This is a genomic window from Haloarchaeobius lipolyticus, from assembly GCF_051208015.1.
Taxonomy (GTDB): domain Archaea; phylum Halobacteriota; class Halobacteria; order Halobacteriales; family Natrialbaceae; genus Haloarchaeobius.
Map to the genome: position 1 here is coordinate 197,929 of NZ_JBPKGF010000004.1, position 21,913 is coordinate 219,841.

Below are 21,913 nucleotides of genomic sequence, written 5' to 3' on the forward strand. Positions count from 1 at the left end.
TCTCCCCCGATACCGGGTGAGACGTCCCCGGGAACCCGCCGGAGCACGACGACATGGTGCGATATCTCGTGCCCTGGTGACGACAGTCGAGTGTGGGGTGAGACCATCCGCAATCGACCTGTAAACCCTTAAGGTGCGAGGCACGGGAGTCGGGAGTATGAGCGACCTCCCGGACGATTTCAACTGTACCATCACCAACTGGGAGTACATCTACGGGCTCTGCCGGGACGTCAGCAACGACGTGAAGGCAGACGAGTTCGAGCCCGACGTCATCGTCGCGCTGGCCCGCGGTGGTTGGTTCGCCGGCCGATGCATCTGTGACTTCCTCGGGCTGAACGACCTTACGAGCCTGAAGATGGAACACTACGTCGGAACCGCACAGAAGGCCGACGAACCCCAGGTCCGCTACCCGATGCCCGAGGGCAGCGTCGAGGGCAAGGACGTCCTCATCATCGACGACATCGCCGACACCGGCGGCTCCATCAAGCGCGCCGAGGAGTACGTCAACGAGCGCAACGCTGGCGAGGTCCGGACCGCGACGCTCCAGCTGCTCCAGACGAGCGAGTTCGAGCCGGACTACATCGGCGAACGGCTCGAGGAGTGGGCGTGGATGGTCTACCCGTGGAACTTCATCGAGGACATGATCGACATCCTCGGTGGCGTCATGGAGCGCAACGACGACGGGACCTTCACGAAGGAGCGACTCCGCCACTACCTCGCCGAACAGCACGACCTCCAGCGAATCGAGATGGAGATCGCCCAGCCCAACCGGATGGACGAGGTCCTGAGCGAGATGGTCCGTCGCGGTGACGCGGTGGCGACCGACGACGGCTGGAAGCTGGCCTGAGACCGGAACGACGACCGTCTCTTCCCAGATGACCGATTCCGACGATTCTCCCAGCCGACTGGACGGCCCGCCCAGCCGCCTGTCCGCCCTCGTCCGCGCCCTCGCCCTGAAGGACGAAACGCGGACCGGCTGGCAGCTCCGCGGCATCGCCGACCCTGAGAGCGTCGCCGCCCACTCCTGGGGCGTCGCCTATCTGACGGTCCTGTTCGCCGACGAGGCGGGCGTCGACCGCGACCGGGCGGTATCGATGGCCGTCGTCCACGACGTCGCGGAGGCCGAAACGGGCGACTGGGCGACCCGGGCGGACGATACCGCGGAAACGTACGACGCCGAGGAGAAAGCGGCCGCCGAACTCGCCGTGGTAGACGACCTTCTGACCGACTTCGCGCATGCCCGCGAGCTGTGGCACGAGTACGAGTCCAGGAACTCGCCGGAAGCACGCTTCGTCAAGGACATGGACCTCGTCGACATGTGCCTGCAGGCGGTCGTCTACGAGCGAGAGAAGCGGTACCAACCCGGTGCGTCGGACGCCTTCGAAGAGTACGACCACCTGGACGAGTTCTTCGCGACGGCCGAACCCCGGTTGCGGACCGACCTCGGCCGTGAGCTGTTCGACGCCGCGAAAGCGGCCTACGAGGATGTACGGACTCAGTCGTCCTGAGCGACCTCGTCGCCGGTCGGATACTCGCCGGACGAGCCGTCGTCGACCAGCGACTGCTTCCACGTCCCCCTGGTGAACCACGCGATGGCGACGACGGCCCCGAGCACGTCGCCCACGGCGACGGCGGTCCAGATACCGGTCGTTCCCCAGTCCTTCACGAAGACCAGGTAGTAGGTAGTCGGCACGCGGGCGAGCCAGAGCGCGACGATGGAGAACACCAGTGCCGTCGTCGTGTCGCCGGCACCGCGGAACGCCCCGAGGAACACGGGGAACAGCCCCATGAAGACGAACGCGAGCGCGACCACGCGGAGGTACTCGCTCCCGTACACCAGCGTCTGGGCCGCCTGCGCCGTGTCGGCGCTCATCAGCGGACGCAGGATGACCGTCGGGAACGCGAAGATGACGAGTGCGACCACGGCGAGCACACCGGCGGCGAGCTTCGCGGCGATCCACACGGCCTCTTCCGCCCGGTCCGAGTGACCTGCACCGAGGTTCTGTCCGACGATGGTGTTGGTCGCCTGTCCGAGCCCCATCGCCGGAAGGAAGACCAGCGAGATGACGCGGTTGCCGAGCCCGTAGGCCGCGACGACCGCCGGAGGAAACGTCGCGACCATCGCCGTCAGAGAGATGAACGCCAGCGAGGCCATCGACTGCTCGGCAGCACTCGGCACGCCGACCCGGACGATGTCGCGGATCGTCCCGAGGTCGGGCAGGAGGTGTTCGCGCCGAATCGTGGGGCCGACGTCGGTCGCGAACAGGACGTAGAAGCCGAGGACGGTCGCGACGCCTCTCGAGAACACAGTCGCGATGGCCGCTCCCTCGATGCCCAGTTCACCGACGACGCCGGGGACCCCGAAGATGAGCAGCGGGTCGAGGACGACGTTGACGACGACCGAGACGAACATGATGCGCATCGGTGTCCGGGTGTTCCCGTGGCCCCTGAGCAGGGAGACGAAGACGAAGAAGCCGAACAGGAACGGCATCCCCAGGAAGAAGATACGCATGTAGTCGGCTGCCATTGGGACGATGACGGCCTTCGTCTCCGGGTCCGCGGGGATGAGACCGAGCATCGCGTCCGTCACGAAGAACCCGAGCACGCCGAGCAATATCGACAACGCCCCGACGAAGACGACCGTCTGTCCGGCCACGAGGCCCGCCGACCCGTCGCTCTTCGCGCCCGTGTACTGCGCGACGAGGATGGCGCCGGCAGCGGTGAAACCGCCGCCGACCGAGATGAGGAAGAAGATGAGCGGGAACGCGAGGCTCAGCGCACCGACCGCGCTCGACGAGTAGGCACCCAGCCACGCCGTGTCTGCGAGGTTGTAGGCGACCTGCAGGAGCTGGATGGCGACCATCGGCCACGCGAGCCGGAGCATCGGCCCGAGGAGCTCACCCTCGGTGAGTTCGTTCTCGACGGAGGGTTCTACCATTACGAATCGAAATGCTCCCCAGACGTATCAAGGCTACTAGGGGAGGATAGCATCTGACACAGGCATGCTAATCAGGGAGTAGAACTTTACACGAAGGTTAGTATTCTGATTGGAATGTATGCTTCGTGGGAATATATTGGTCTGAAATGGCGAGAACATACATTCAAGTATTCGAGAGATAAACCGATAGTACCAGTTCCATGAACGACAGTCGCCGAGCCTTCCTGACGGCCGTCGGGGCCGTCGCGGGGGGAGGCTGTCTTGGATTCCCCTCACGCTCACCCGCCACCCGGCAATCCCGTTCCTCCACCACGAACGTAGACAAGACACCCACCGAGGCGACCGGCCAGCCGACGACCGCCGAGACGACGGACGAACCCGAGCCGTCGCTGACGACCATCGGATTCGGCGGTGACACGATGGTCGGCCGGAACCTCAACGACATCTACGGGCGGGACGGCGTGGACCCGGCGTCCGTCTGGGGCGACCTCCAGCCCCGACTCACCGACCTCGACGCCGTGTTCTGTAACCTCGAGTGCTGCATCTCCGACCGTGGTGAACGGTCACCCGACCGCTCGTACTACTTCCGGGGCGACCCCGACTGGGCGGTCCCTGCGCTCAGTGCGGGAAACGTTCAGTTCGCCTCACTGGCGAACAACCACGCGATGGACTTCGGCGAGGTCGCGATGAGAGATACACGCACTCACCTCGAAGACGCCGGTATCGAAGTCGCAGGTGCCGGTGAAAACGCCGATGCGGCACGAGCCCCCGCCACCGTCTCCGTCCGCGAACTCGACGTGGCAGTCATCTCGTTCTCGGAGCGGGGCTACGCGTACCGGTCGACGGAGCACGCCCCCGGGATCGCGTTCATCACGTTCGATTCGGAGATTGCGCGGACGCGACGGGTCGTCGGAGACGCCATCGACCGGGCAGCGGCGACCGACCCCGACTTGCTCGTCGCGTCGGTCCACTGGGGGAAGAACTGGGTCGAGCGACCTGGCGACCGACTCGTCGAGTTCGGGCACTGGCTCGTCGACCACGGCGTCGACCTCGTCCACGGTCACAGCGCCCACGTCCCCCAGGCCGTCGAGCGGTACGGAGACGGCCTCATCCTGCACGACACCGGCGACCTCGTCGACGACTTCGGCGTCGTCGAGCGCGTTCGGAACGACCGGAGCTTCCTGTTCGAGGTCACGCTCACCGACGGCGAGTTCGACCAGGTTCGACTGGTCCCGATCCACATCGACGACGGGGTCTCTCTCGCCAGCGATGAGCAGGCGGCCTGGCTCCGTACGACTATCCGTGCACGCTCAGCCGCGTTCGAGACCACGTACGAACGGGACGGCGATGGGCTCGTGGTCGAGCTCTGAACCGCTCGCCGCTGGACATCGGTGGGCCAATCGACGACGGCGCGCGGACGACTCGTAGCCGTTTTAGGTTCGCCCCGTGACCGTGGCAGTATGACCATCGGCGTCATCGGCGGCAGCGGCATCTACGAGGCGCTGCCCCTCGAGAACGTAGAGAAGCGAAGTGTCGACACCCCCTTCGGCGAACCCTCCGACGACATCACGTTCGGCGAGCTCGCCGGCACGGAAGTCGCGTTCCTCCCGCGACACGGCCCGGACCACCAGCACACCCCGACGAACGCGCCGTACAAGGCGAACATCTACGCGCTGAAGTCCGTCGGCGTCGACCGCGTCATCGCGACGAACGCGGTCGGGAGCCTCCGCGAGGACCTCCCGCCACAGACCCTCGTCATCCCGCGCCAGATATTCGACCGGACCAGCCACCGCGAGCACACCTTCTTCGGTGACGGGATGGTCGTCCACATGGGCTTCGCCGACCCGTACGACCCCGCGATGGTCGACCACCTCGCCGAGGCCGCCGAGAACGCCGACACCGACGCCGACGTCGAGGAGGGCGGCACCTACGTCTGTATCGAGGGCCCGCAGTACTCCACCCGCTCGGAATCGGAGTTCTACCGCGAGCAGGGCTGGGACGTCGTCGGCATGACGGCCATCCCCGAGGCGAAACTCGCTCGCGAGGCAGAGCTGAGCTACGCGACGGTCACGGGAATCACAGACTACGACGTCTGGAAGGAGGACAACGAGGTCACCCTGGACGAGGTGCTCGAGAACGCAGCGGCGAACCAGGAGTCGATCAACGCGGTCGTCGAGGAAGCGATCCGGACGATGCCCGACGACTTCGAGAGCGACGCCTGGTCTGCGCTCGAGGGAACCATCAACACGCCCAGCGAGGCGATACCCGACGAGACCCGAGACCGCGTCGACCTGCTCGCGGGACAGTACCTCGACTGACTCTGCGGTCTCCTTCTCTCGATTCGAGCGTGGGGTAGCGTCCGCTTCGGACTGAACGTCGATAAAATCGAGAACGCCCAGGCGCGCCGACGGTGCAAGCGATTGCGGTGGCGCCTGACGATTGATGATGGGCTTCGACTGACGGTGGATGCGTTGTGGGCCTGTCGGCGAGCCGGGACGTTCGAGTGGCGCGACCGCGTCCGACGTGGTGGGCGTCGTGACGGGGTCGCACCCCCAGACCGGCGCCCCCTTCCCCCTCCGGTATCCGGGACGTCGGTCAACCGTAGATACTGGTTATGTCTACTTGGCCGAAGCGCTTGTTATCTAAACCAGTATATTAGTCGTGTAGAATTCCTTATAGTCTGGTTACAGGTACTGCCGCGGGCTTACGGGTGTTCGACGAGCACGTCCAGCTCGTCGCCGAGTGCCTGCCGAAGCACCTTTTCAGTCGCACGTCTGATACGTTCGGACGCCGCCTGGTTCGAGATGTCGAACTTGGCGGCGATGTCGTCTAACGTCGACCGACGCGGAATGGAGAAGTAACCGGTCTTTACCGCGTGGGTCAACGCTTCGTGCTGCTCGGGGGTCAGGCCGAACTCGTTCTGGTGTTGTTCGCCGGTTTCGGGCGAGTGCGTCAGGCGGTGCAGTTCGATGTGGACGCCGTTCTCGAGACAGCTTGTGTGGAATCGGCTCACACTCGTGTCGTCGGGAAATCTGACCGTGAACCGCCAGCCGACGCCCCCACCGTGCATCCGCAGAACCGTCCCGTTCGACTCCACGAAGCAGTCGAGGAACTCGTGGAACTCGTCGACCCAGTCGACCCGGTAGAGCTGTCTGTCCCCGGCGTTCTCGAGGACGGTGTGGTCCGATACGAACTGACAGTTCTCGAGCTCGAGTTCGAACTGCGTACAGTCCCCTCGAACCCAGAGATACGGTAGTACCGACCCCGAGACCGGGACGACCGGTTCGACCTCGACCTCGTACACATCATTCTCTCCACCCCCCGGTGCGAGGACGAAGTCGTCGGCAGCCACCGTGAAATCTGCGATAACCCCCATTGCCTCTGCGTAGGGCAGTCAAGGATATCACGCTTCCGTGCAGAAAATTGATGTATTCGAATCCGAGAACGAATGTGGCCTTGCTAAATCTCACGGCGATATTCGGCCGTCAATATGTGCGTTTCCGCGGAGTTCGAGTAGCGGGGAAAACGAGATACAGAACGGTCGTCAGTCCGCAACCGCTTCTTCCGGTGCACGCGTGGTGGTCGGGTCCTGGATCCAGAGGTCTCCGAACAGTTCGTCTTGTTGGAGTCTGACCTGTCCACGGTGCGCCAGGAAGAGAAGCGCGAGGAACGTCTGGACTCGCGTTCCACCGACTCGGTCGATCTCCGCGTACAGTACCTCGTCGCGACCCGCGTCGTAGTGTTCGTGGAGTTCGCTCCGAACGTCGTCGATTATCTCCTCGATGTCTTCGTTGTGGGTCGTCCCCGTTACCTCGTCCTCGGTCGGCTCGTCGTCGACGCGGAAGTCGTCACCGGAGTGGTAGTCGAGCGTCTGAGTTCCACGCTGGAACCCGGAGGGTGAGGTACTGGTGTCGTACTCGCGACGGCGCTTCCACCAGGAGCCGCGTTCGGCCTCGCGCAGGTCGCGGACGAGTTCGTCCAGCGTCTCGGGCGTCCCGCGGGCTTGCTTGCGGTCGAGTCGGCGCTCCATCTCCGCTTCCAGTCCCTCGACGGGGTCGAAGCCCGGGGGATGCTCTTCGGGCGGTTCGTCGTCGAACGGCTGTTCCCAGGGTTCGAGGACGTCCTCGTCATCGTCGTCGTCGCTCCCGTAGATGAGTTCGTCGCCCTTCATCCGCAGCAGGACGCTCGCGTAGAACAGCGCCCGTCCCGAGGTCCGCAGATCGACGTCCTCCAGCGCCTCGAGGAACTCGTCCGTGACCCGGACGATGTCGATGTCCCACGGGTCGATGTCCCCCCGCTTTGCGAGCTGGACCAGCAGTTCGACCGGTTCGACCTCGTCGTCGTCGGTGTCCTCGACCACGTCCTCGTCGGGGAGGACGGCCTCGATGTGGGAGTCGGCGGCCGAGTCTTTTCCGTCGTCTCCGTCCGCCTCTTCCTCGAGTACGTCGTTCAGGTCGTCGCTGTTCCCGGAGTAGAAGTCGTCGGGGTCAGACGACGCTTCGTCTCCCGGACCGTCTTCGTCTCCGTCCGTGAGACCGAACGGGTCGTCTTCCTCACCCGGCGGTGTCCGGTCTTCGTGACCCGCGATGTTCAGGAGGCTCTCGGGGGCATCTTCTCCCGTTTTTCGCGAGTCACTCCGTTCTGAACTCCCCTTCTCCCGCGGGTCGCTTCGCTCCCCGCTCGAGTCGTTCGAGGAGCCTCCGCTTCGCTCCGGTTCCTCGCTTCCCTCACGGGTCGTTCCACTCCCCTTTCGGGTTTCCGGGGCTTCGTCGCTTCGTTCCGAACCCCCGCTAGTCATCAGCCGGCACCTCCTCCTTCGGCTCGTCGCCGCCGTCGGACAGGTCGATACCCGTCACCGCCGAGACGTTGTTCTGCTGCATCGTCACCCCGATTGCACGCTCGGACCGGTCCAGCATCGCGGTCCGGTGCGAGACGACGACGAACTGGGCGCGGCCAGCGAGCTCGTCGACCATCTCGCCGACGCGCTCGGCGTTGACCGCGTCGAGGAACGCGTCGACCTCGTCCAGCGCGTAGAACGGCGCCGGATTGTGCCGCTGGATGGCGAAGACGAACGCGAGGGCGGTGAGCGACTTCTCGCCGCCTGACATCGCGTCGAGTCGCTGGATGGGCTTGTCGCCGGGCTGCGCCTTCATCGTCAGGCCGCCGTCGAACGGGTCCTCCTCGTCCTCGAGGTGGAGGTGGCCCGAGCCGGCCGACAGGCGAGAGAATATCTCGCGGAAGTTCGAGTCGATAGCCTCGAACGACTCCATGAAGGTCTCCTTCTTCTGTGCCTCGTAGGACTCGATGCGCTCGCGGATACCCTCGCCCTCCTCGGCGAGCGTGTCCCGCCCCTCGACCAGTTCGTCGAGTTCGGCGCTGACCGCGTCGTAGTCCTCGATGGCCTTCATGTTCACCGGCTCCATCGTGTCCATGTCCTCCTGGAACGCGGCGGTCATCCGGATGACCTCGTCGTGGTCCGGAATCTCGTCGGGGTCGTAGTCGCCGACCTCGGCCTCGAGGCTCTCTATCTCCCAGTCGAGCTGTTCGATGGTCTCCTCGAACGATTCGATTTTGCTCTCGACCGCATCGACCTGCTTCTTCACCGAATCGCGCTCGCGCTCGGCTTCTTTCAGGTCGTCGCGCAGGTCGTCGCGTTCGCCCTTGAGGTCCGCGAGCTCGTCCTCGAGTTCGAGCACCTTCCGGCGCTTGGCCTCGAGTTCCTCTTCGGTCTCCTCGATGGATTCTTCGAAGCCGGCGATGCGTTCTTGGTGTTCCGCCTTCTTGTTCTGGGCCGCCTCGATGTCGTCGTGGAGGTCCTCGATGGCGTCCTCGGCGTACTGCTTCTGGAGCTGGAGTTCGTTGAGGTCGCCGTCGAGGTCGTCCATCTGGTCCTCGATGCGGTCGATCTCTTCTTCCTTCTCCTCCATCTGCGCGCTCAGTTCGGGAATGCGGGAGTCCGCGAGGTCGGACTCGATGTCCTCGACCTCCGCTTCGAGGTCGGCTATCTCGGCCTTGTACTCGCCGAGCTCGGCCTCTATCTCCTGCATCTCCTCGTCGACGGACTCGCGCTCGTCGGCGAGCTCGTCGCGACGGGCTTCGAGGTCCGCGATGCGTTCCTCGATGGATTCGCGCTCGGTCTCCTTCTGGGAGATGTCGCTCTCGATTGAGCGGACCGCGTCGGTCGCGTCGGTCTTCCGGTCCCGGGCGTCGTCTAGCCGCGAGTCGACGCCGCGGAGGTCGTCCTGCAGGGACTGCCGCTCGTCCTCGAGGTCCGAGATGGCCTCGGCGACGCGCTTGAGCTGCCCCTCGCCGGAGGCGTCGAAGGAGTACCGCGAGCCCTTCGAGGAACCACCGGTCATCGCCCCGGACTTCTCGACGAGGTCGCCATCGAGCGTGACGAGGCGGAAGTCCCCCTGCATGTCGCGGGCGGTGTCGAGGTCCTCGACGACGAGCGTGTCGCCGACGACGTGGCTGAAGATGCCCGCGTACTGCGAGTCGAAGTCGATGAGGTTGTACGCGAAGTCGACCACGCCCGGGACGCTCGGTGCGCTCGGGAGCGATCGGTTCCGCATCTTGTTCATCGGCAGGAACGTCGCCCGGCCCGCGTTCCGGGACTTGAGGTGCTCGATGCAGCGCTGGCCGATGACGTCGTCGCTGACGACGACGTTGGCCATCCGCCCGCCAGCCGCGGTCTCACAGGCGGTCGCGTACTTCGGGTCGACGCTTCCCAGCTGGGCGACGGCGCCGTGAACCCCGTCGATGCCCGAGTTGAGCGTCGTCGTGACGGCTCGGCCGAACGAGCTGTCGCCGGACTGGCCGGCCTGTGCCTCGAGTTCTGCGTACTCGGACTGCTTCTGGCGGAGCTGGTCCTCGACCCGTTCGAGGTCGCCCTGTAACTCCTGTTTCTCCGCTTTTAGGTCGTCGACGACGCCCTCGATGTTGAGGACGTTCCGCCGCGCCTTCTCGAGTTCGTCCTCGAGGTCTGCTATCTCGGCGTCTATCTCGGGGAGCCGCGACTCCGCCTCCTCGATGTCGGAGGCTATCTCACTCTCTTCGTTCGAGCGACGACGTGCCTCGTCCAGCAGACGGTCCTTCTCGCGCTGGAGTTCGTTCTTCTCGTCGCGTGCCCCTTCGAGTTCGGCCTTCTTCGCCTGCAGGTCGGCCTTGAGCTCGTCGTACTCCGTGTCTATCTCGTCTATCTCGGCCTGGATGCTCGCGAGTTCGGACTGTTTCGTCGCGACGTCGGCCTTCAGCGACGACTTCTGGACCTTCGTCTCGCGGATCTCGGTCGCGAGGTCGTCGACCTCCTCCTGCTTGCGGTCTATCTGGACGAAGGCGTTCCGTCGTTTCGTCTCGGCCTCCTCGATGGCCTCCTCGCTCGCGGCTATCTTGTCCTCCAGCCGGGAGACGTCCCCTTTGAGGCTCTCGATGTCGCGCTTGATTGCGAGCTGTTCGTCCTCGCCCTTGCGCTCTATCTCGGCGTTGAGGTCCTCGAGGTCCTCCTGCAGGCGGACGACGGTCCCCTGCTTCTCGTCGAGGTCGCGGTGCAGGTCGTCGAGTTCGGCCTGCTTCTTCTCGCGCTTCTCTTCGGTCTGCGTCCGGTCGGCGCGCTTCTCCTCGAGTTCGGCCGCCTTCAGGTACCCCTCGTAACGCTCCTTCTCGCGTCGAAGGCGTCGGTAGCGGAGGGCCTGCTGTCGTTCGTCCTCGAGCTGGCCGAGTCGGTCGCGCTTCTCGCCGATGCGCAGTTCCGCCTCGTGGATACGCTCCTGGACCGTCTCGAGTTCCTCCAGTGCGTCTTCTTTCTTCGCGTCGAACTCGGCGACGCCGGCGATCTCGTCGATTATCTCACGCCGCGAGAACGGCGTCATGTTGATTATCTCGGTGACGTCGCCCTGCATGACGACGTTGTAGCCCTCCGGGGTAACACCGGCCTGCGCGAGCAGGTCCTGGATGTCGGAGAGGTTGACCGAGCGACCGTTGAGGTAGTAGTAGGAGTAGTAGTTGTCCTCGGTCTGCTTGACGCGTCGTTTGATACGTATCTCGTCGACGTCGCCGACGTCTTCGGTGCCGGCGGCGTTGACGACCTGTGCGCGCTCCAGCGTTCCGTCCGAGTTGTCGAGGATGACCTCGACGATGGCCTCCCGCTGGCCACCGGAGTACTCGTCGTCCTCGTGACCGGGGTGGTAGATGAGGTCGGTCAGCTTCTCGGCCCGGATACCGCGTGTGCGGGCCAGACCGAGTGCGAAGAGGACGGCGTCGATGATGTTCGACTTGCCGGAGCCGTTCGGACCGGTGACGACGGTGAAGTCCTCGTAGAAGGGTATCCGCGTCTTCCGGCCGAAGCTCTTGAAGTTGTCCAGAACGAGCTCTTTTATGTGCATGGTTGGGGGGTGTCGCCCGGGCAGGCCGGAAGCGGCGACTTACGCGACGATGATGTCGTCGCCGAGCCCGGACTCCTCGCTCTCTTCCTCGCTTTCTGCGTCGGCGTTCTTAGCGTCTTCGGACGACGCGTCGGCCGCCGCAGCTTCGACGTCGGACTGGGCCGCCTCGGCGCTGCCCGGTTCCGGCGTCAGCATCTCCGGCTCGTCGCTGGACGTGTCCGGGGCGACGCTCCGGGGGTCCGCCTCGAGCTCCGCTTCGAGGATTCGGACGCGCTCTTTGGTCTCGACCAGTTCTTCGGTGAGTCCGCGAACCGTGGATTCGAGTTCGTTGACGGTGGCCTCGAGAGATTCCACCCTGTTCTTCGGCATACCTACATCGCGTGCGTCAGCCACCATAAACCTGTGTCAGACTAATATTTTTACTCTGACACGATTGGTCGTGAACCCCGGTCAGACGCCCGTCTCGTACCACGCCGACAGCTCCCCGTCGTACCCCACTCGTGCTCGCGCGTCGACCTGTTCGGGGACGCTCGGATACTCGACCACGTCCGGGAACAGCAGCTGGAGCGTCAGCCGGCTTCGCTCCCCCGAGAGCTGCACCGTCCGTCGCTCCCTGACCGTCGACTCGTCGACGACCACCTCGCCCTCGACCTCCAGTGCCACCGGTTCCGTCCGGTCGAGGTAGATGCCGACGGAGAGGGTCACGTCGTTCTCCGATGGCCGTGCGACGATGCTCGTCACCAGCAGGTCTGCGGGTCCCGAGGTGTCGGGTGGCTCTTCACCGAACTCCAGACAGCCCGCCAGGGCGACGCAGCTCCCGAGCCCGGACGCGCTGCGGAGGAATCGGCGGCGCTTCATCTGCACGAGAGTTCGGCGGTTTCTGATAAAAAGTCGCGCACGGTTTCGAGGGGTGAGTCGATGGCTATGGTCTCCCAGCTCTATCAGCTCGGTCTGCTCACGGTCGTGTTCGGTGGTTTCGTGTCGCTCACGGCGACGGGCTCGTTCGGTAATATCGGGTTCGTGACGATGCTCGTCGGCTTCGTCCTCGGCTGCATCGGCATCCTGTACGGAGGTATTCCGGACCGGTGAATCCCCATTCGGTCCGCCGGACCCTTGCATCCACTCTGGCGCGCGCTGAACCCGCCGTCGAAGACCCTGAGACGGCGAGTTAGAAGCCGCGCGAGGGGCGAACGAGACGAGATGGAGCGGAGCGGAATCGAGTCGAGTGAGTTGGCTGGGGAGGACGAGGGACGGGGCGGTACGGTACGGGGCGGTACGGGTCTGTCTCTCGGTTCCGTCGTGATTCGCCGAATGCTCACCTCCACCAGAATCAGCAGTATCGTTCGAGACGAATACACGACTCCAGACCACTCGCGAAAACGGAACCCGTCACGCTTTAACCACCACACGCCGAATCAGCGTCCAATGACTGCGCAGGCTGCCGAACGGGGCGAACTCGCGGCCGTCATCGGTCTGGAGGTCCACGTCCAGCTGGAGACGGACACGAAGATCTTCTGTGGGTGTCCGACCGAACCGACGGAGGAACCGAACACGAACGTCTGTCCCGTCTGTCTCGGTCTCCCGGGCGCACTGCCCGTGCTGAACGAGGGTGCCGTCGAGGCCGCCGTCAAGATCGGCAAGGCCATCGACGCCGACATCCCCGAGGAGACGCGCTTCCACCGGAAGAACTACTACTACCCCGACCTGCCGAAGAACTTCCAGATCACCCAGTACGACGAGCCCATCTGCAAGGACGGCACGCTGGAGATATCGGTCGAGGGCGAGCGCAAGGACATCCGCATCCGGCGCGCCCACCTCGAGGAGGACCCGGGGAGCCTCCAGCACGTCGGCGGCGACATCGACTCCGCGGACTACACGCTGGTGAACTACAACCGCGCCGGCACGCCGCTGATGGAGATCGTCACGGAACCGGACTTCCGCGCACCCGCGGAGGCGCGGGCCTTCCTCGCGAAGCTCGAGGAGGTCCTCGAGTACCTGGGTGTCTTCGACAGCCAGCGCGACGGGAGCCTTCGCGTCGACGCGAACCTCTCCATCGTCCCCGCCGACGAGGTCGCCGACGACGGCAGCATCTCCGAGGAGACGCTCGAGAACGCGAACCGCACCGAGGTCAAGAACATCTCCAGCCACAAGGGCGCGGAGAAGGCGCTCTCCTACGAGCGCAACCGCCAGAAGAACCTCGTCAAGCGCGGGAAGGCCGTCGCACAGGAGACGCGTCACTTCAACGAGACCCACGGTTCGACGGTCTCGATGCGCTCGAAGGAGGAGGAGAAGGATTACCGCTACTTCGAGGAGCCGGACCTGCCGCCGCTGCAGGTCTCCGACTGGAAGGAGCGCATCCCGATTCCGGAGCTGCCCGACGCCCGCCGCGAGCGGTTCCAGGAGGAGTACGGCCTCGACCGCGAGTCCGCCTCGAAGCTGACCAGCACGAAGCAGGTCGCCGACTTCTTCGAGGACGTCGCCGAGGAGTTCGACCCGGACCTCGCCGCGACCTGGGTCGCCGACAACCTGCTCGGCGAGCTGAACTACCGCGACATGGCCATCACGGACGTCGCCGACCGCCTCGACGAGTTCACGCGACTCGTCGAACTCGTCGCCACGGACGAGATAACGACGAAGAACGCCGAGGAGATCGTCCTCCGGCAGATGCTCGACGAGGGCAAGGCTCCCGACGACGTCGTCGAGGACGAGGGCCTGGGCAAGACCGGCGAGGACGAGGTCCAGCAGGCAGTCGAGGAGGCCATCGACGAGAACCCCGACGCCGTCGAGGACTACTACGCGGGCGAGGGCGGCGCACTCAACTTCCTCGTCGGACAGGTCATGCAGAAGACGCAGGGCAGTGCAGACCCCGGGACGGTGAACCAGCTGCTCCGCGACGAGCTGGACGAGTAGGCGTCTTTCCTCCCACCTCTTCGCCGAGCGCGAGTCTCGTGACCAGACACTCGCATGTAATCCGGCCAACAGGCTATTTACCACACTTCCCGTCTCTGGGTCCATGTCGGCCGGTACCAGCGACCCGATTCGGGTCCTCCACGTCGACGACGACCCGGGATTTCTTTCGTTGACCCGGAAGGCGATTCACCGGGAGTACGACGACGTCGAGATCGTCTCCGTCGAGAGCGGTGAGGCCGCACTCCGCCGGCTCGAGGACGTCGACTGCGTCGTCGCAGATTACGGGATGCCGGACATGAACGGCCTCGAACTGGTCGAGGCGGTTCGAGCGCTCGACGCCACGCTCCCGCTCGTGCTGTTCACCGGGAAGGGCTCTGAGTCGGTCGCTGTCGACGCGCTCTCCGCGGGGGTCACGGACTACCTGCCGAAGCGTCCCGACCTCGACCAGTTCCACCTGCTCGTCAACCGAGTCCGGCAGGTGGTCGATGCGGCACGGCGCGGGAGGACTCTCGTCGACGAACGCGACCGATTCGTAGCACTGTTCGAGAACATCCCGGAGCCGACCGTCGCGTACGAGCTGCGCGACGGAATGGAACCCTACATCACCGACGTCAACCCGGCGTTCGAGGATATATTCGGCTACGCGGCCCCGGGCGTCCTCGACGAACCGCTCGACGAGCTCATCGTCCCCGAGGACCGCGAGGCGGAGGCGAGTGCGCTGAATCAGCGGGTCGCAGATGGAGGCGCGCTCGACGCGGAGGTGACCCGGCTGGCCGTCGACGGGACCCGACAGTTCCTGTTACGCGACGTCCCGGTCGAACGGGAGAACGGGAACCACGTCGGCTACGCCATCTACACCGACATCACCGAGCAGCGGACTCGCGAACGGCAGCTCCGAGAGAGTCGGGCGAAGCTGGAACGACAGAACGAACGACTCGAGGCGTTCGCGGGCGTGGTGAGCCACGACCTGCGGAACCCACTCGCGGTCGCGTTGACGAACGCGGAGCTCGCGCTGGACATGGGTGAGCTGACCCGGGTCGAGAAGGTGATAGACGCACTAGGTCGGATGGACGAACTCGTACAGGACCTGCTCGCCCTCGCTCAACACGGCACGGCGGTACAGTCGTTAGACCTATGCGACGTGAATTCTCTCGCGGTACGGGCCTGGAACGCCGTGGAGACCACGGGCGCGGAACTGGACGTGGTCGCGGCTGGCTCGATACGCGTCGACGAGAGCCGGGCGCAGCAACTGTTCGAGAACCTGTTCCGCAACGCCATCGAACACGGCGAGGCGAGACGCGTGACGGTGGGCTTCTGCGGAGACGACTGTGTCTTCGTCGAGGACGACGGCTCTGGCATTCACGACTCGGTTCGAGATCGGGTGTTCGAACATGGCATCTCGGTTCAGTCCGACGGCTCCGGGTTCGGACTGGCGATCGTCGCGTCCATCGCGGACGCCCACGACTGGGCCGTCGACGTGGTCGATTCCGGCACCGGTGGGGCCCGGTTCGAACTGACGGGCGTAACGGTCGTCCGGAAGAACTGACGGGCGTAACGGTGAGAAGGAGGGCTGGCGTGGCCGGGTGGGCAGGAGAACTGGCGCATCTGCGGGGGAACCGGCGTCGGCCAAACCTCGCTCGCGCGACGCACACGCCCCCGCGCCTTGACCCCGCGCCGTCCCCCATTTTTCGGGCCCGAAACCTTTAGAACCGGCTCCGACGTACCCGAATCCAATGAGCATCCCCGTAGCCGGAGGTGGGCCATGGAGCTGATAATCACAGAGAAGGATAACGCGGCCAGACGCATCGCCGATATCCTCTCAGGCGGGTCGATGGACGCGGAGCGCCAGAACGGCGTCAACGTCTACAAGTGGGGCGGCAAGCGATGCGTCGGGCTGTCGGGGCACGTCGTCGGCGTCGACTTCCCTCCGGAGTACAACGACTGGCGGGACGTCGAGCCACACGAACTCATCGACGCGAGCATCGAGAAGACGGCGACGAAGGAGAACATCGTCGCGACGCTCCGGCTCCTGTCTCGGAAGGCCGACCGCGTCACCATCGCGACAGACTACGACCGCGAGGGTGAGCTCATCGGCAAGGAGGCGTACGAGATCGTCCGCGAGGTCAACGACGATGTCCCCATCGACCGGGTTCGCTTCTCCTCCATCACCCAGCGCGAGGTGACCGAGGCGTTCGACAACCCGGACGAGCTCGACTTCGACCTCGCTGCGGCGGGCGAGGCCCGGCAGATAATCGACCTCGTCTGGGGCGCGGCTCTCACTCGCTATCTCTCGCTGGCCGCCCGTCAGCTCGGCGAGGACTTCATCTCCGTCGGCCGGGTCCAGTCGCCGACGCTGAAGCTCATCGTCGACCGCGAGCGCGAGATAGAGGCGTTCGACCCCGAGGACTACTGGGAGCTGTTCGCCGACCTCCAGAAGGACGACGGTGACGAGGCAGAGACGTTCGAGGCGCAGTACTACTACCTCGACGAGGACGACAACGAGGCAGAGCGCGTGTGGGACGAGGAGGTCGCAGAGCAGGTGTTCGAGGCACTACAGGAGGCCTCGGCCGCGACCGTCTCCGACGTGGACCGACGCACCCGGACGGACACGCCGCCGGCTCCGTTCAACACCACGCAGTTCATCCGCGCGGCCGGCTCGCTGGGCTACTCCGCAAAGCGCGCGATGAGCATCGCCGAGGACCTGTACACGGCCGGGTTCATCACCTACCCGCGTACCGACAACACGGTCTACCCGGACGACCTCGACCCCGAGGAGCTGCTCGACGAGTTCGTCGGCCACTCCGAGCTCGGCGAGTCTGCCGAGGACCTGCTCGACCTCGAGGAGATAGAGCCAACCCGCGGCGACAAGGAGACGACCGACCACCCGCCCATCCACCCGACAGGAGAGATTCCGGTCCGAGGGAGCGACGTCAACGAGGATGAGTGGGAGGTCTACGAACTCGTCGTCCGGCGGTTCTACGCGACCGTCGCCGAACCCGCAGAGTGGGAGCACCTCAAGGTCGTCGCCGACGTCGGCGAGCACAGACTGAAGGCGAACGGCAAGCGCCTCGTCGACCCGGGCTACCACGCCGTCTACCCGTATTACAACACCTCGGAGAACCACGTCCCCGACGTGACTCAGGGCGAGGACCTCGCCATCACGGACGTCAGACTCGACGCCAAGCAGACCCAGCCGCCACGCCGGTACGGCCAGTCGCGGCTCATCGAGACGATGGAGAAGATGGGCATCGGGACGAAGGCGACCCGGCACGAGACGCTGGAGAAGCTGTACGACCGTGGCTACGTCGAGTCCGACCCGCCGCAGCCGACGCGCCTCGCGGCGGCGGTGGTCGAGGCCGCCGAGAACTACGCGGACCGCATCGTCTCCGAGCAGATGACGGCCCAGCTGGAGCGCGACATGGACCGCATCGCGGCGGGCGAGGCCACACTGGAAGATGTCACCGACGAATCTCGCGAGATGCTCGAACAGGTGTTCGCCGACCTGCGCGACTCGCGCGAGGAGATCGGCGACCACCTGCAGAAGAGCCTCAAGGCGGACAAGACGGTCGGCACCTGTCCCGAGTCCGGCGACGACCTGCTCGTCCGGCGCTCCCGGCGCGGTTCGTACTTCATCGGCTGCGACGGCTACCCGAACTGCGAGTTCACCCTCCCGCTCCCGAACACCGGCAAGCCGCTCATCATGGACGGCGAGTGCGAGGAGCACGGGATGCACGAGGTGAAGATGCTCGCGGGGCGGCAGACGTTCGTCCACGGCTGTCCGATGTGCAAGGCCGACGCGGCGGGCGAGGGGCCGACCGTGGGTCCGTGTCCGGACTGTCACGAGGACCACGACGGCGAGTTGAAGGTCAAGACGCTCCGGAACGGCTCGCGACTCGTCGGCTGCTCGCGCTACCCCGACTGCGACTACTCGGTCCCGCTGCCGCGGCGCGGAAACGTCGTCGTCATCGAGGACGAGGTCTGCGAGGAGCACGGCGCCTTCCACGTCCACGTCGAGTACGAGGACTCCGACCGCGACCCGTGGGAACTTGGCTGTCCCATCTGCAACTACCGCGAGTACCAGGCCAGAGAGAGCGACTCGGGGACCGACCTCGAGGCGCTGGAGGGTATCGGAACGAAGACCGCCGAGAAGCTCAAAGAAGCCGGTATCGAGAGCGTCGACGACCTGAAGAACGCCGACGCCGACGACGTCGCCGGCAAGGTCGACGGTATCAGCGCGGACCGGGTCCGCGGCTGGCAGGCGAAGGCCTAGTCGTCGCCGACCGCCGATTCGACGACCTCTATCTCCTCCTCTGTGAGACCGTACAGTTCGTAGACGATGTCGTCCACCCGCCGGTCCGCGTCGAGGACCGACTGGTCCAGTTCCCTCGCCCGTCGACTCGCGGCCACGAACGCCTCGAGTTCATCCGACTCGCTCCCGTCCGGAATCCGGATACCGAGTAACCGGTCGAGCGGGGAGATGGTCGCCGTGGCCGACCGCCGGAAGCCGCCGAACCCGTCCCCACGTGCCGTTACGAGCGGGACGAGGGCGACGACCTGTTCCGCGGTTTCGGGCGGGCACTGGAGCTCGACGGCCGCCACCGATTCCGTCTCGACGAACCCCCAGCTGTCCGTGGCGGGCGTCGTCTCGTCTTCGACCCGCGTTCCGTCTTCCGTCGGTTTGTACCGGGCAGTCGCGTGGATGGTCACACCGTCGTCGGTCCGCTCGACCGAGACGCGGCCGACGCGCAGGCCGTCGAATTCGTCACCCGTCGCCGCGAGTGGACCCTCGGCCAGCCGAACCGCGCCGTGTTCGCGAAGGGTCCGTCCGGGAATGTTCTCGAAGTCGGGCTCGAGTTGGGGGGCGATGGCGCGGCGGGCCTCGCGGGCCCGTGACGCGTCCCGTGCCGCGGACGCGAGGGCTCGGCGGGCCGAATCGCTCGGCGTGTCTGGGACGGGAATCTCGGCGAGGAACATGGGTTTGCACCGGAGGTACCCCCCGTTGACGTGGGACCCGCCGTACACCTGCCCGAAGAACCAGCCGACGAGTCGGGCGTTGAGGAGGCCGCAGAGGGCCCAGGTCGACCAGTCCGACGCCGGCCGTGGTCTGACCACGTAGAGCGAGTTGAGAGCGTAGGTGTCCCCCGGGTCGTAGGCGGCGAAGGGGCGGTTTGCGACGTCGGGGACGAGCAGTTTCGGTCCCGCGAACAGGTCGGGGTCGCGGAGGTCCGCGTACTCGCCCGCCTCCCGGTCCACGAGGGAGGTGTCGGTGCGCACGTGACGACGGGGCGGGGCCACGAGATAGGGCGAGACATCGTCGCCGCCGACCACGGGGGCAGTCGGCGACCCGTCCGTCTGGGGGTCGGCCGACAGGAGCTTCTCGCGGACGTTCCCGGTGTGGACCCCCTCCGAAGCGGTCGCGTGGTCGCCGAGGCGCGACCCGGCCGCGGCCAGCCTCGTGACGAGGTCGACCGCGTCGGCCGAGAGGTCGGTCGGAACGACTCTGTCGCCGAGGCGGTCGACGAGCTGCCGGGGGATGGCGACCGTCGAGCCGGTGCCGATGCTGGTCGCGTCAGCTGGTCGACGGACCGGGATGGCGTCCGTGGGGCCGGCACCGGCTTCGAACCGGAGGACGACCGGGTAGACGCCGGCGTCGTGGAACACCCCGAGCGACGAGAGGTCGACCAGCTCGACGACCCGGTGGCGGTCGAGCAACTGGTCGCGGAGGGGCCGGCCGTACCGTGTCGTCGTCCACTTGTTCGGGACGACGAACGCGACGCTCCCGGCGAGCGTCGCGGCGCGCTCGACGAACGCGACGTAGAGGTCGAACGCGCCGGTCACGGTCGAGTACGCCTCCCGGTAGTACGCTTTCACCGGGTCCGAGATGTGACGGCTCCGGACGTACGGCGGGTTGCCGATGGCGGCGTCGAAGCGACGACCGGCGCGGACCACGTCGGGGAACGCGTCGGACCAGTCGAGCACGGGATGGTCCGTGGGTGGCGGGGGTTCCTCGTCGGTACGTCTCGCGTCGCCTTCTCCGCCGCGGCCGACCAGCGCGTCGCCGACGGCGAGATGCCGGTGGAAGCCGGCGAGCGCGTCGGAACCAGCACCGGTTTCGAGCCAGCAGACGAGCGTGGCCAGATCGACGGCCGCAGCGTCGAGGTCGACGCCGTAGACGACGTTCGCGACGAGTTCGTCGGTCAGGACGGGGTGTGCAGATGCCGACTCGCTGGCGGGTCTGGTTGCCGACTCGTCGAGGGACCTGGATGCCGACGTGTCGGTCGCGAGCCGGTCACGGAGCGCCTCGACCGCGGCCACGAGAAAGCGCCCACAACCCATCGCGGGGTCCACCACTGCGATGTCGTCGAGAGGCCGGTCTCCAGCGAGGACGGAGTCGGCGAGTGGTGCGACGGTCGACTCGACGACGTAGTCGACGACCGCTCCCGGTGTGTAGTACGCGCCGGTGGCTTTCCGTTCGTCACGAAGGTGGGCCTCGTGGACGGTTCCGACGAGGTGGGCGTCGAGTCCGGCGAAGTCCCTGCGTCGGCCGGTGTCACCGACGGTATCGAGCTGGGCCGACGCCTCGGCGAGCGCGGCCTCGGCGGGCCACGAATCGAGCGGGAGCGGGTCGGTCGGAACGCGCTCGGCCACGGCTTCCCACACCGCGTCGAGACGTTCCGGGAGGTCGTTCTCCGTCGTCCAGTCCGTTCCGCGGACGAGGCCACGGGCCGCGGCCAATCGACAGACCAGCACGCGCGAGATGACTATCTCGTTCTCCTCCCGAGGAAGGGCATCGCTCGCGGCGAGTGCGTCCTCCACGAGCCATCCGGCCGGTCGGTCCGGGCCTCGCATCGTGTCGAGTGCACCCTCGGCGGCGGGACTCAAGAAGCTCCGGGTCGGACCGGCGTCCTCGGTCGGTGCTGTCATCTGTGTCAGAACTTTCGAAGGGATTTTAGCCGGCCACGGGGTTCGACTGCGTATGAGCCGACCGTGGGAGGACTGGAATCACATCCTCAAACTCGACCCCGACAAGGAGCTGCCCGACGGGGTCACGTTCGAGGACGTCTGTGCGACCGGCACCGACGCGATCGAGATCGGTGGTACCCTCGGGATGACCGAGGAGAAGGTCGCGTCGTTCGTCGAGAAGTGCGCTGGACACGGCGTTCCGCTCTACCAGGAGCCGAGCATGCCGAACGTCGTCGTCGACTCCGACGACCTCGACGGCTACCTCGTCCCGACCGTCTTCAACGCAGGTGACGTCTTCTGGGTGACGGGAGCCCACAAGGAGTGGCTTCGACTCTCCGAGCTCGACTGGTCGCGCACGACGACCGAGGCGTACATCGTCCTCAACGACGACGCCAGCGTCGCCGAGTACACCGAGGCCGACTGCGACCTGCGAGCAGACGACGTCGCCGCGTATGCGGAGGTCGCAGAGCAGATGTTCGGCCAGGAGATAGTCTACCTCGAGTACTCCGGGACCCTGGGCGACCCCGAGATCGTCTCCGCCGCACACGACGCGCTCGACGAGGCGACGATGTTCTACGGTGGTGGCATCCACGACTACGATTCTGCCTACGAGATGGCGGAACTGTCAGATGTCATCGTGGTCGGCGACCTCGTCCACGACGAGGGCGTCGAGGCCGTCGCGGAGACGGTCGAAGCAGCGAACGACGCGAACTGACCCGAC

The 21,913-nt window shown here is 65.9% G+C and carries 16 protein-coding genes; 9 read left to right on the top strand and 7 right to left on the bottom strand.

The features are described 5' to 3' along the window. The first annotated feature begins 157 nt into the window (after window positions 1-157). Entirely contained in the window at window positions 158-847 is a 690-nt protein-coding gene (locus ACSC1Y_RS13315) for a phosphoribosyltransferase (RefSeq protein WP_435335387.1), read from the top strand. Window positions 848-875: 28 nt separating this feature from the next. After that, entirely contained in the window at window positions 876-1,508 is a 633-nt protein-coding gene (locus tag ACSC1Y_RS13320) for an HD domain-containing protein (protein ID WP_435335388.1), read from the top strand. Here ACSC1Y_RS13320 and ACSC1Y_RS13325 read toward each other — a convergent pair. Then, entirely contained in the window at window positions 1,496-2,938 is a 1,443-nt protein-coding gene (locus tag ACSC1Y_RS13325) for an MATE family efflux transporter (RefSeq protein ID WP_435335389.1), read from the bottom strand. The two genes, ACSC1Y_RS13320 and ACSC1Y_RS13325, sit on opposite strands and share 13 nt — an antisense overlap. A 200-nt stretch (window positions 2,939-3,138) precedes the next feature. Here ACSC1Y_RS13325 and ACSC1Y_RS13330 point away from each other — a divergent pair, with 200 nt between their 5' ends. Both ACSC1Y_RS13330 and mtnP read left to right on the top strand, forming a co-directional pair. After that, window positions 3,139-4,308, top strand: coding sequence for a CapA family protein (locus ACSC1Y_RS13330; protein ID WP_435335390.1), 1,170 nt, complete (start codon window positions 3,139-3,141; stop codon window positions 4,306-4,308). 90 nt (window positions 4,309-4,398) lie between these two features. Continuing rightward, window positions 4,399-5,256 carry an S-methyl-5'-thioadenosine phosphorylase gene (mtnP, locus tag ACSC1Y_RS13335; RefSeq protein WP_435335392.1) on the top strand — a complete coding sequence of 286 codons (858 nt, stop codon included), beginning with the start codon at window positions 4,399-4,401 and terminating at the stop codon, window positions 5,254-5,256. A 386-nt stretch (window positions 5,257-5,642) separates the two neighbouring features. Here mtnP and ACSC1Y_RS13340 read toward each other — a convergent pair whose 3' ends face one another. The 5 genes from ACSC1Y_RS13340 to ACSC1Y_RS13360 all read right to left on the bottom strand — a co-directional run bounded on the left by ACSC1Y_RS13340 (window position 5,643) and on the right by ACSC1Y_RS13360 (window position 12,177). Beyond that, entirely contained in the window at window positions 5,643-6,314 is a 672-nt protein-coding gene (locus tag ACSC1Y_RS13340) for a helix-turn-helix domain-containing protein (RefSeq protein ID WP_435335393.1), read from the bottom strand. A gap of 168 nt (window positions 6,315-6,482) precedes the next feature. After that, window positions 6,483-7,736, bottom strand: a complete 1,254-nt coding sequence (locus ACSC1Y_RS13345; protein ID WP_435335394.1) for a segregation/condensation protein A — start codon at window positions 7,734-7,736, stop codon at window positions 6,483-6,485. Next, window positions 7,729-11,319, bottom strand: a complete 3,591-nt coding sequence (gene smc, locus ACSC1Y_RS13350) for a chromosome segregation protein SMC (RefSeq protein ID WP_435335395.1) — start codon at window positions 11,317-11,319, stop codon at window positions 7,729-7,731. The genes ACSC1Y_RS13345 and smc overlap by 8 nt, the downstream gene beginning before the upstream one ends. Window positions 11,320-11,358: 39 nt before the next feature. Next, window positions 11,359-11,688, bottom strand: a complete 330-nt coding sequence (locus ACSC1Y_RS13355; protein WP_435335396.1) for a DUF7518 family protein — start codon at window positions 11,686-11,688, stop codon at window positions 11,359-11,361. Window positions 11,689-11,769: 81 nt separating this feature from the next. Then, window positions 11,770-12,177: a hypothetical protein gene (locus ACSC1Y_RS13360; protein ID WP_435335397.1), complete on the bottom strand. Its 408-nt coding sequence runs from the start codon at window positions 12,175-12,177 to the stop codon at window positions 11,770-11,772. Window positions 12,178-12,237: 60 nt separating this feature from the next. Between ACSC1Y_RS13360 and ACSC1Y_RS13365 the strand changes: the two genes are divergently transcribed. The 4 genes from ACSC1Y_RS13365 to ACSC1Y_RS13380 all read left to right on the top strand — a co-directional run bounded on the left by ACSC1Y_RS13365 (window position 12,238) and on the right by ACSC1Y_RS13380 (window position 18,499). Then, complete coding sequence (locus tag ACSC1Y_RS13365; protein WP_435335398.1) at window positions 12,238-12,408, top strand: hypothetical protein; 171 nt, start codon at window positions 12,238-12,240, stop codon at window positions 12,406-12,408. 336 nt (window positions 12,409-12,744) lie between these two features. Beyond that, on the top strand, window positions 12,745-14,229 hold the full coding sequence (gene gatB, locus ACSC1Y_RS13370) for an Asp-tRNA(Asn)/Glu-tRNA(Gln) amidotransferase subunit GatB (protein WP_435335399.1): 1,485 nt from the start codon (window positions 12,745-12,747) through the stop codon (window positions 14,227-14,229). A 103-nt stretch (window positions 14,230-14,332) separates the two neighbouring features. Beyond that, complete coding sequence (locus ACSC1Y_RS13375; protein ID WP_435335400.1) at window positions 14,333-15,775, top strand: response regulator; 1,443 nt, start codon at window positions 14,333-14,335, stop codon at window positions 15,773-15,775. Between the two features lie 216 nt (window positions 15,776-15,991). Then, window positions 15,992-18,499: a DNA topoisomerase I gene (locus ACSC1Y_RS13380; RefSeq protein ID WP_435335401.1), complete on the top strand. Its 2,508-nt coding sequence runs from the start codon at window positions 15,992-15,994 to the stop codon at window positions 18,497-18,499. On the opposite strand, the gene ACSC1Y_RS13385 is transcribed toward ACSC1Y_RS13380, so the two are convergent. Continuing rightward, window positions 18,496-21,153: an Eco57I restriction-modification methylase domain-containing protein gene (locus tag ACSC1Y_RS13385; protein WP_435335402.1), complete on the bottom strand. Its 2,658-nt coding sequence runs from the start codon at window positions 21,151-21,153 to the stop codon at window positions 18,496-18,498. The genes ACSC1Y_RS13380 and ACSC1Y_RS13385 overlap by 4 nt on opposite strands. Window positions 21,154-21,205: 52 nt before the next feature. Between ACSC1Y_RS13385 and ACSC1Y_RS13390 the strand changes: the two genes are divergently transcribed. Beyond that, the gene (locus ACSC1Y_RS13390; RefSeq protein ID WP_435335404.1) at window positions 21,206-21,907 is read left to right on the top strand and encodes a phosphoglycerol geranylgeranyltransferase; all 702 of its coding nucleotides are present in this window, start codon (window positions 21,206-21,208) and stop codon (window positions 21,905-21,907) included. Window positions 21,908-21,913: the final 6 nt, after the last annotated feature.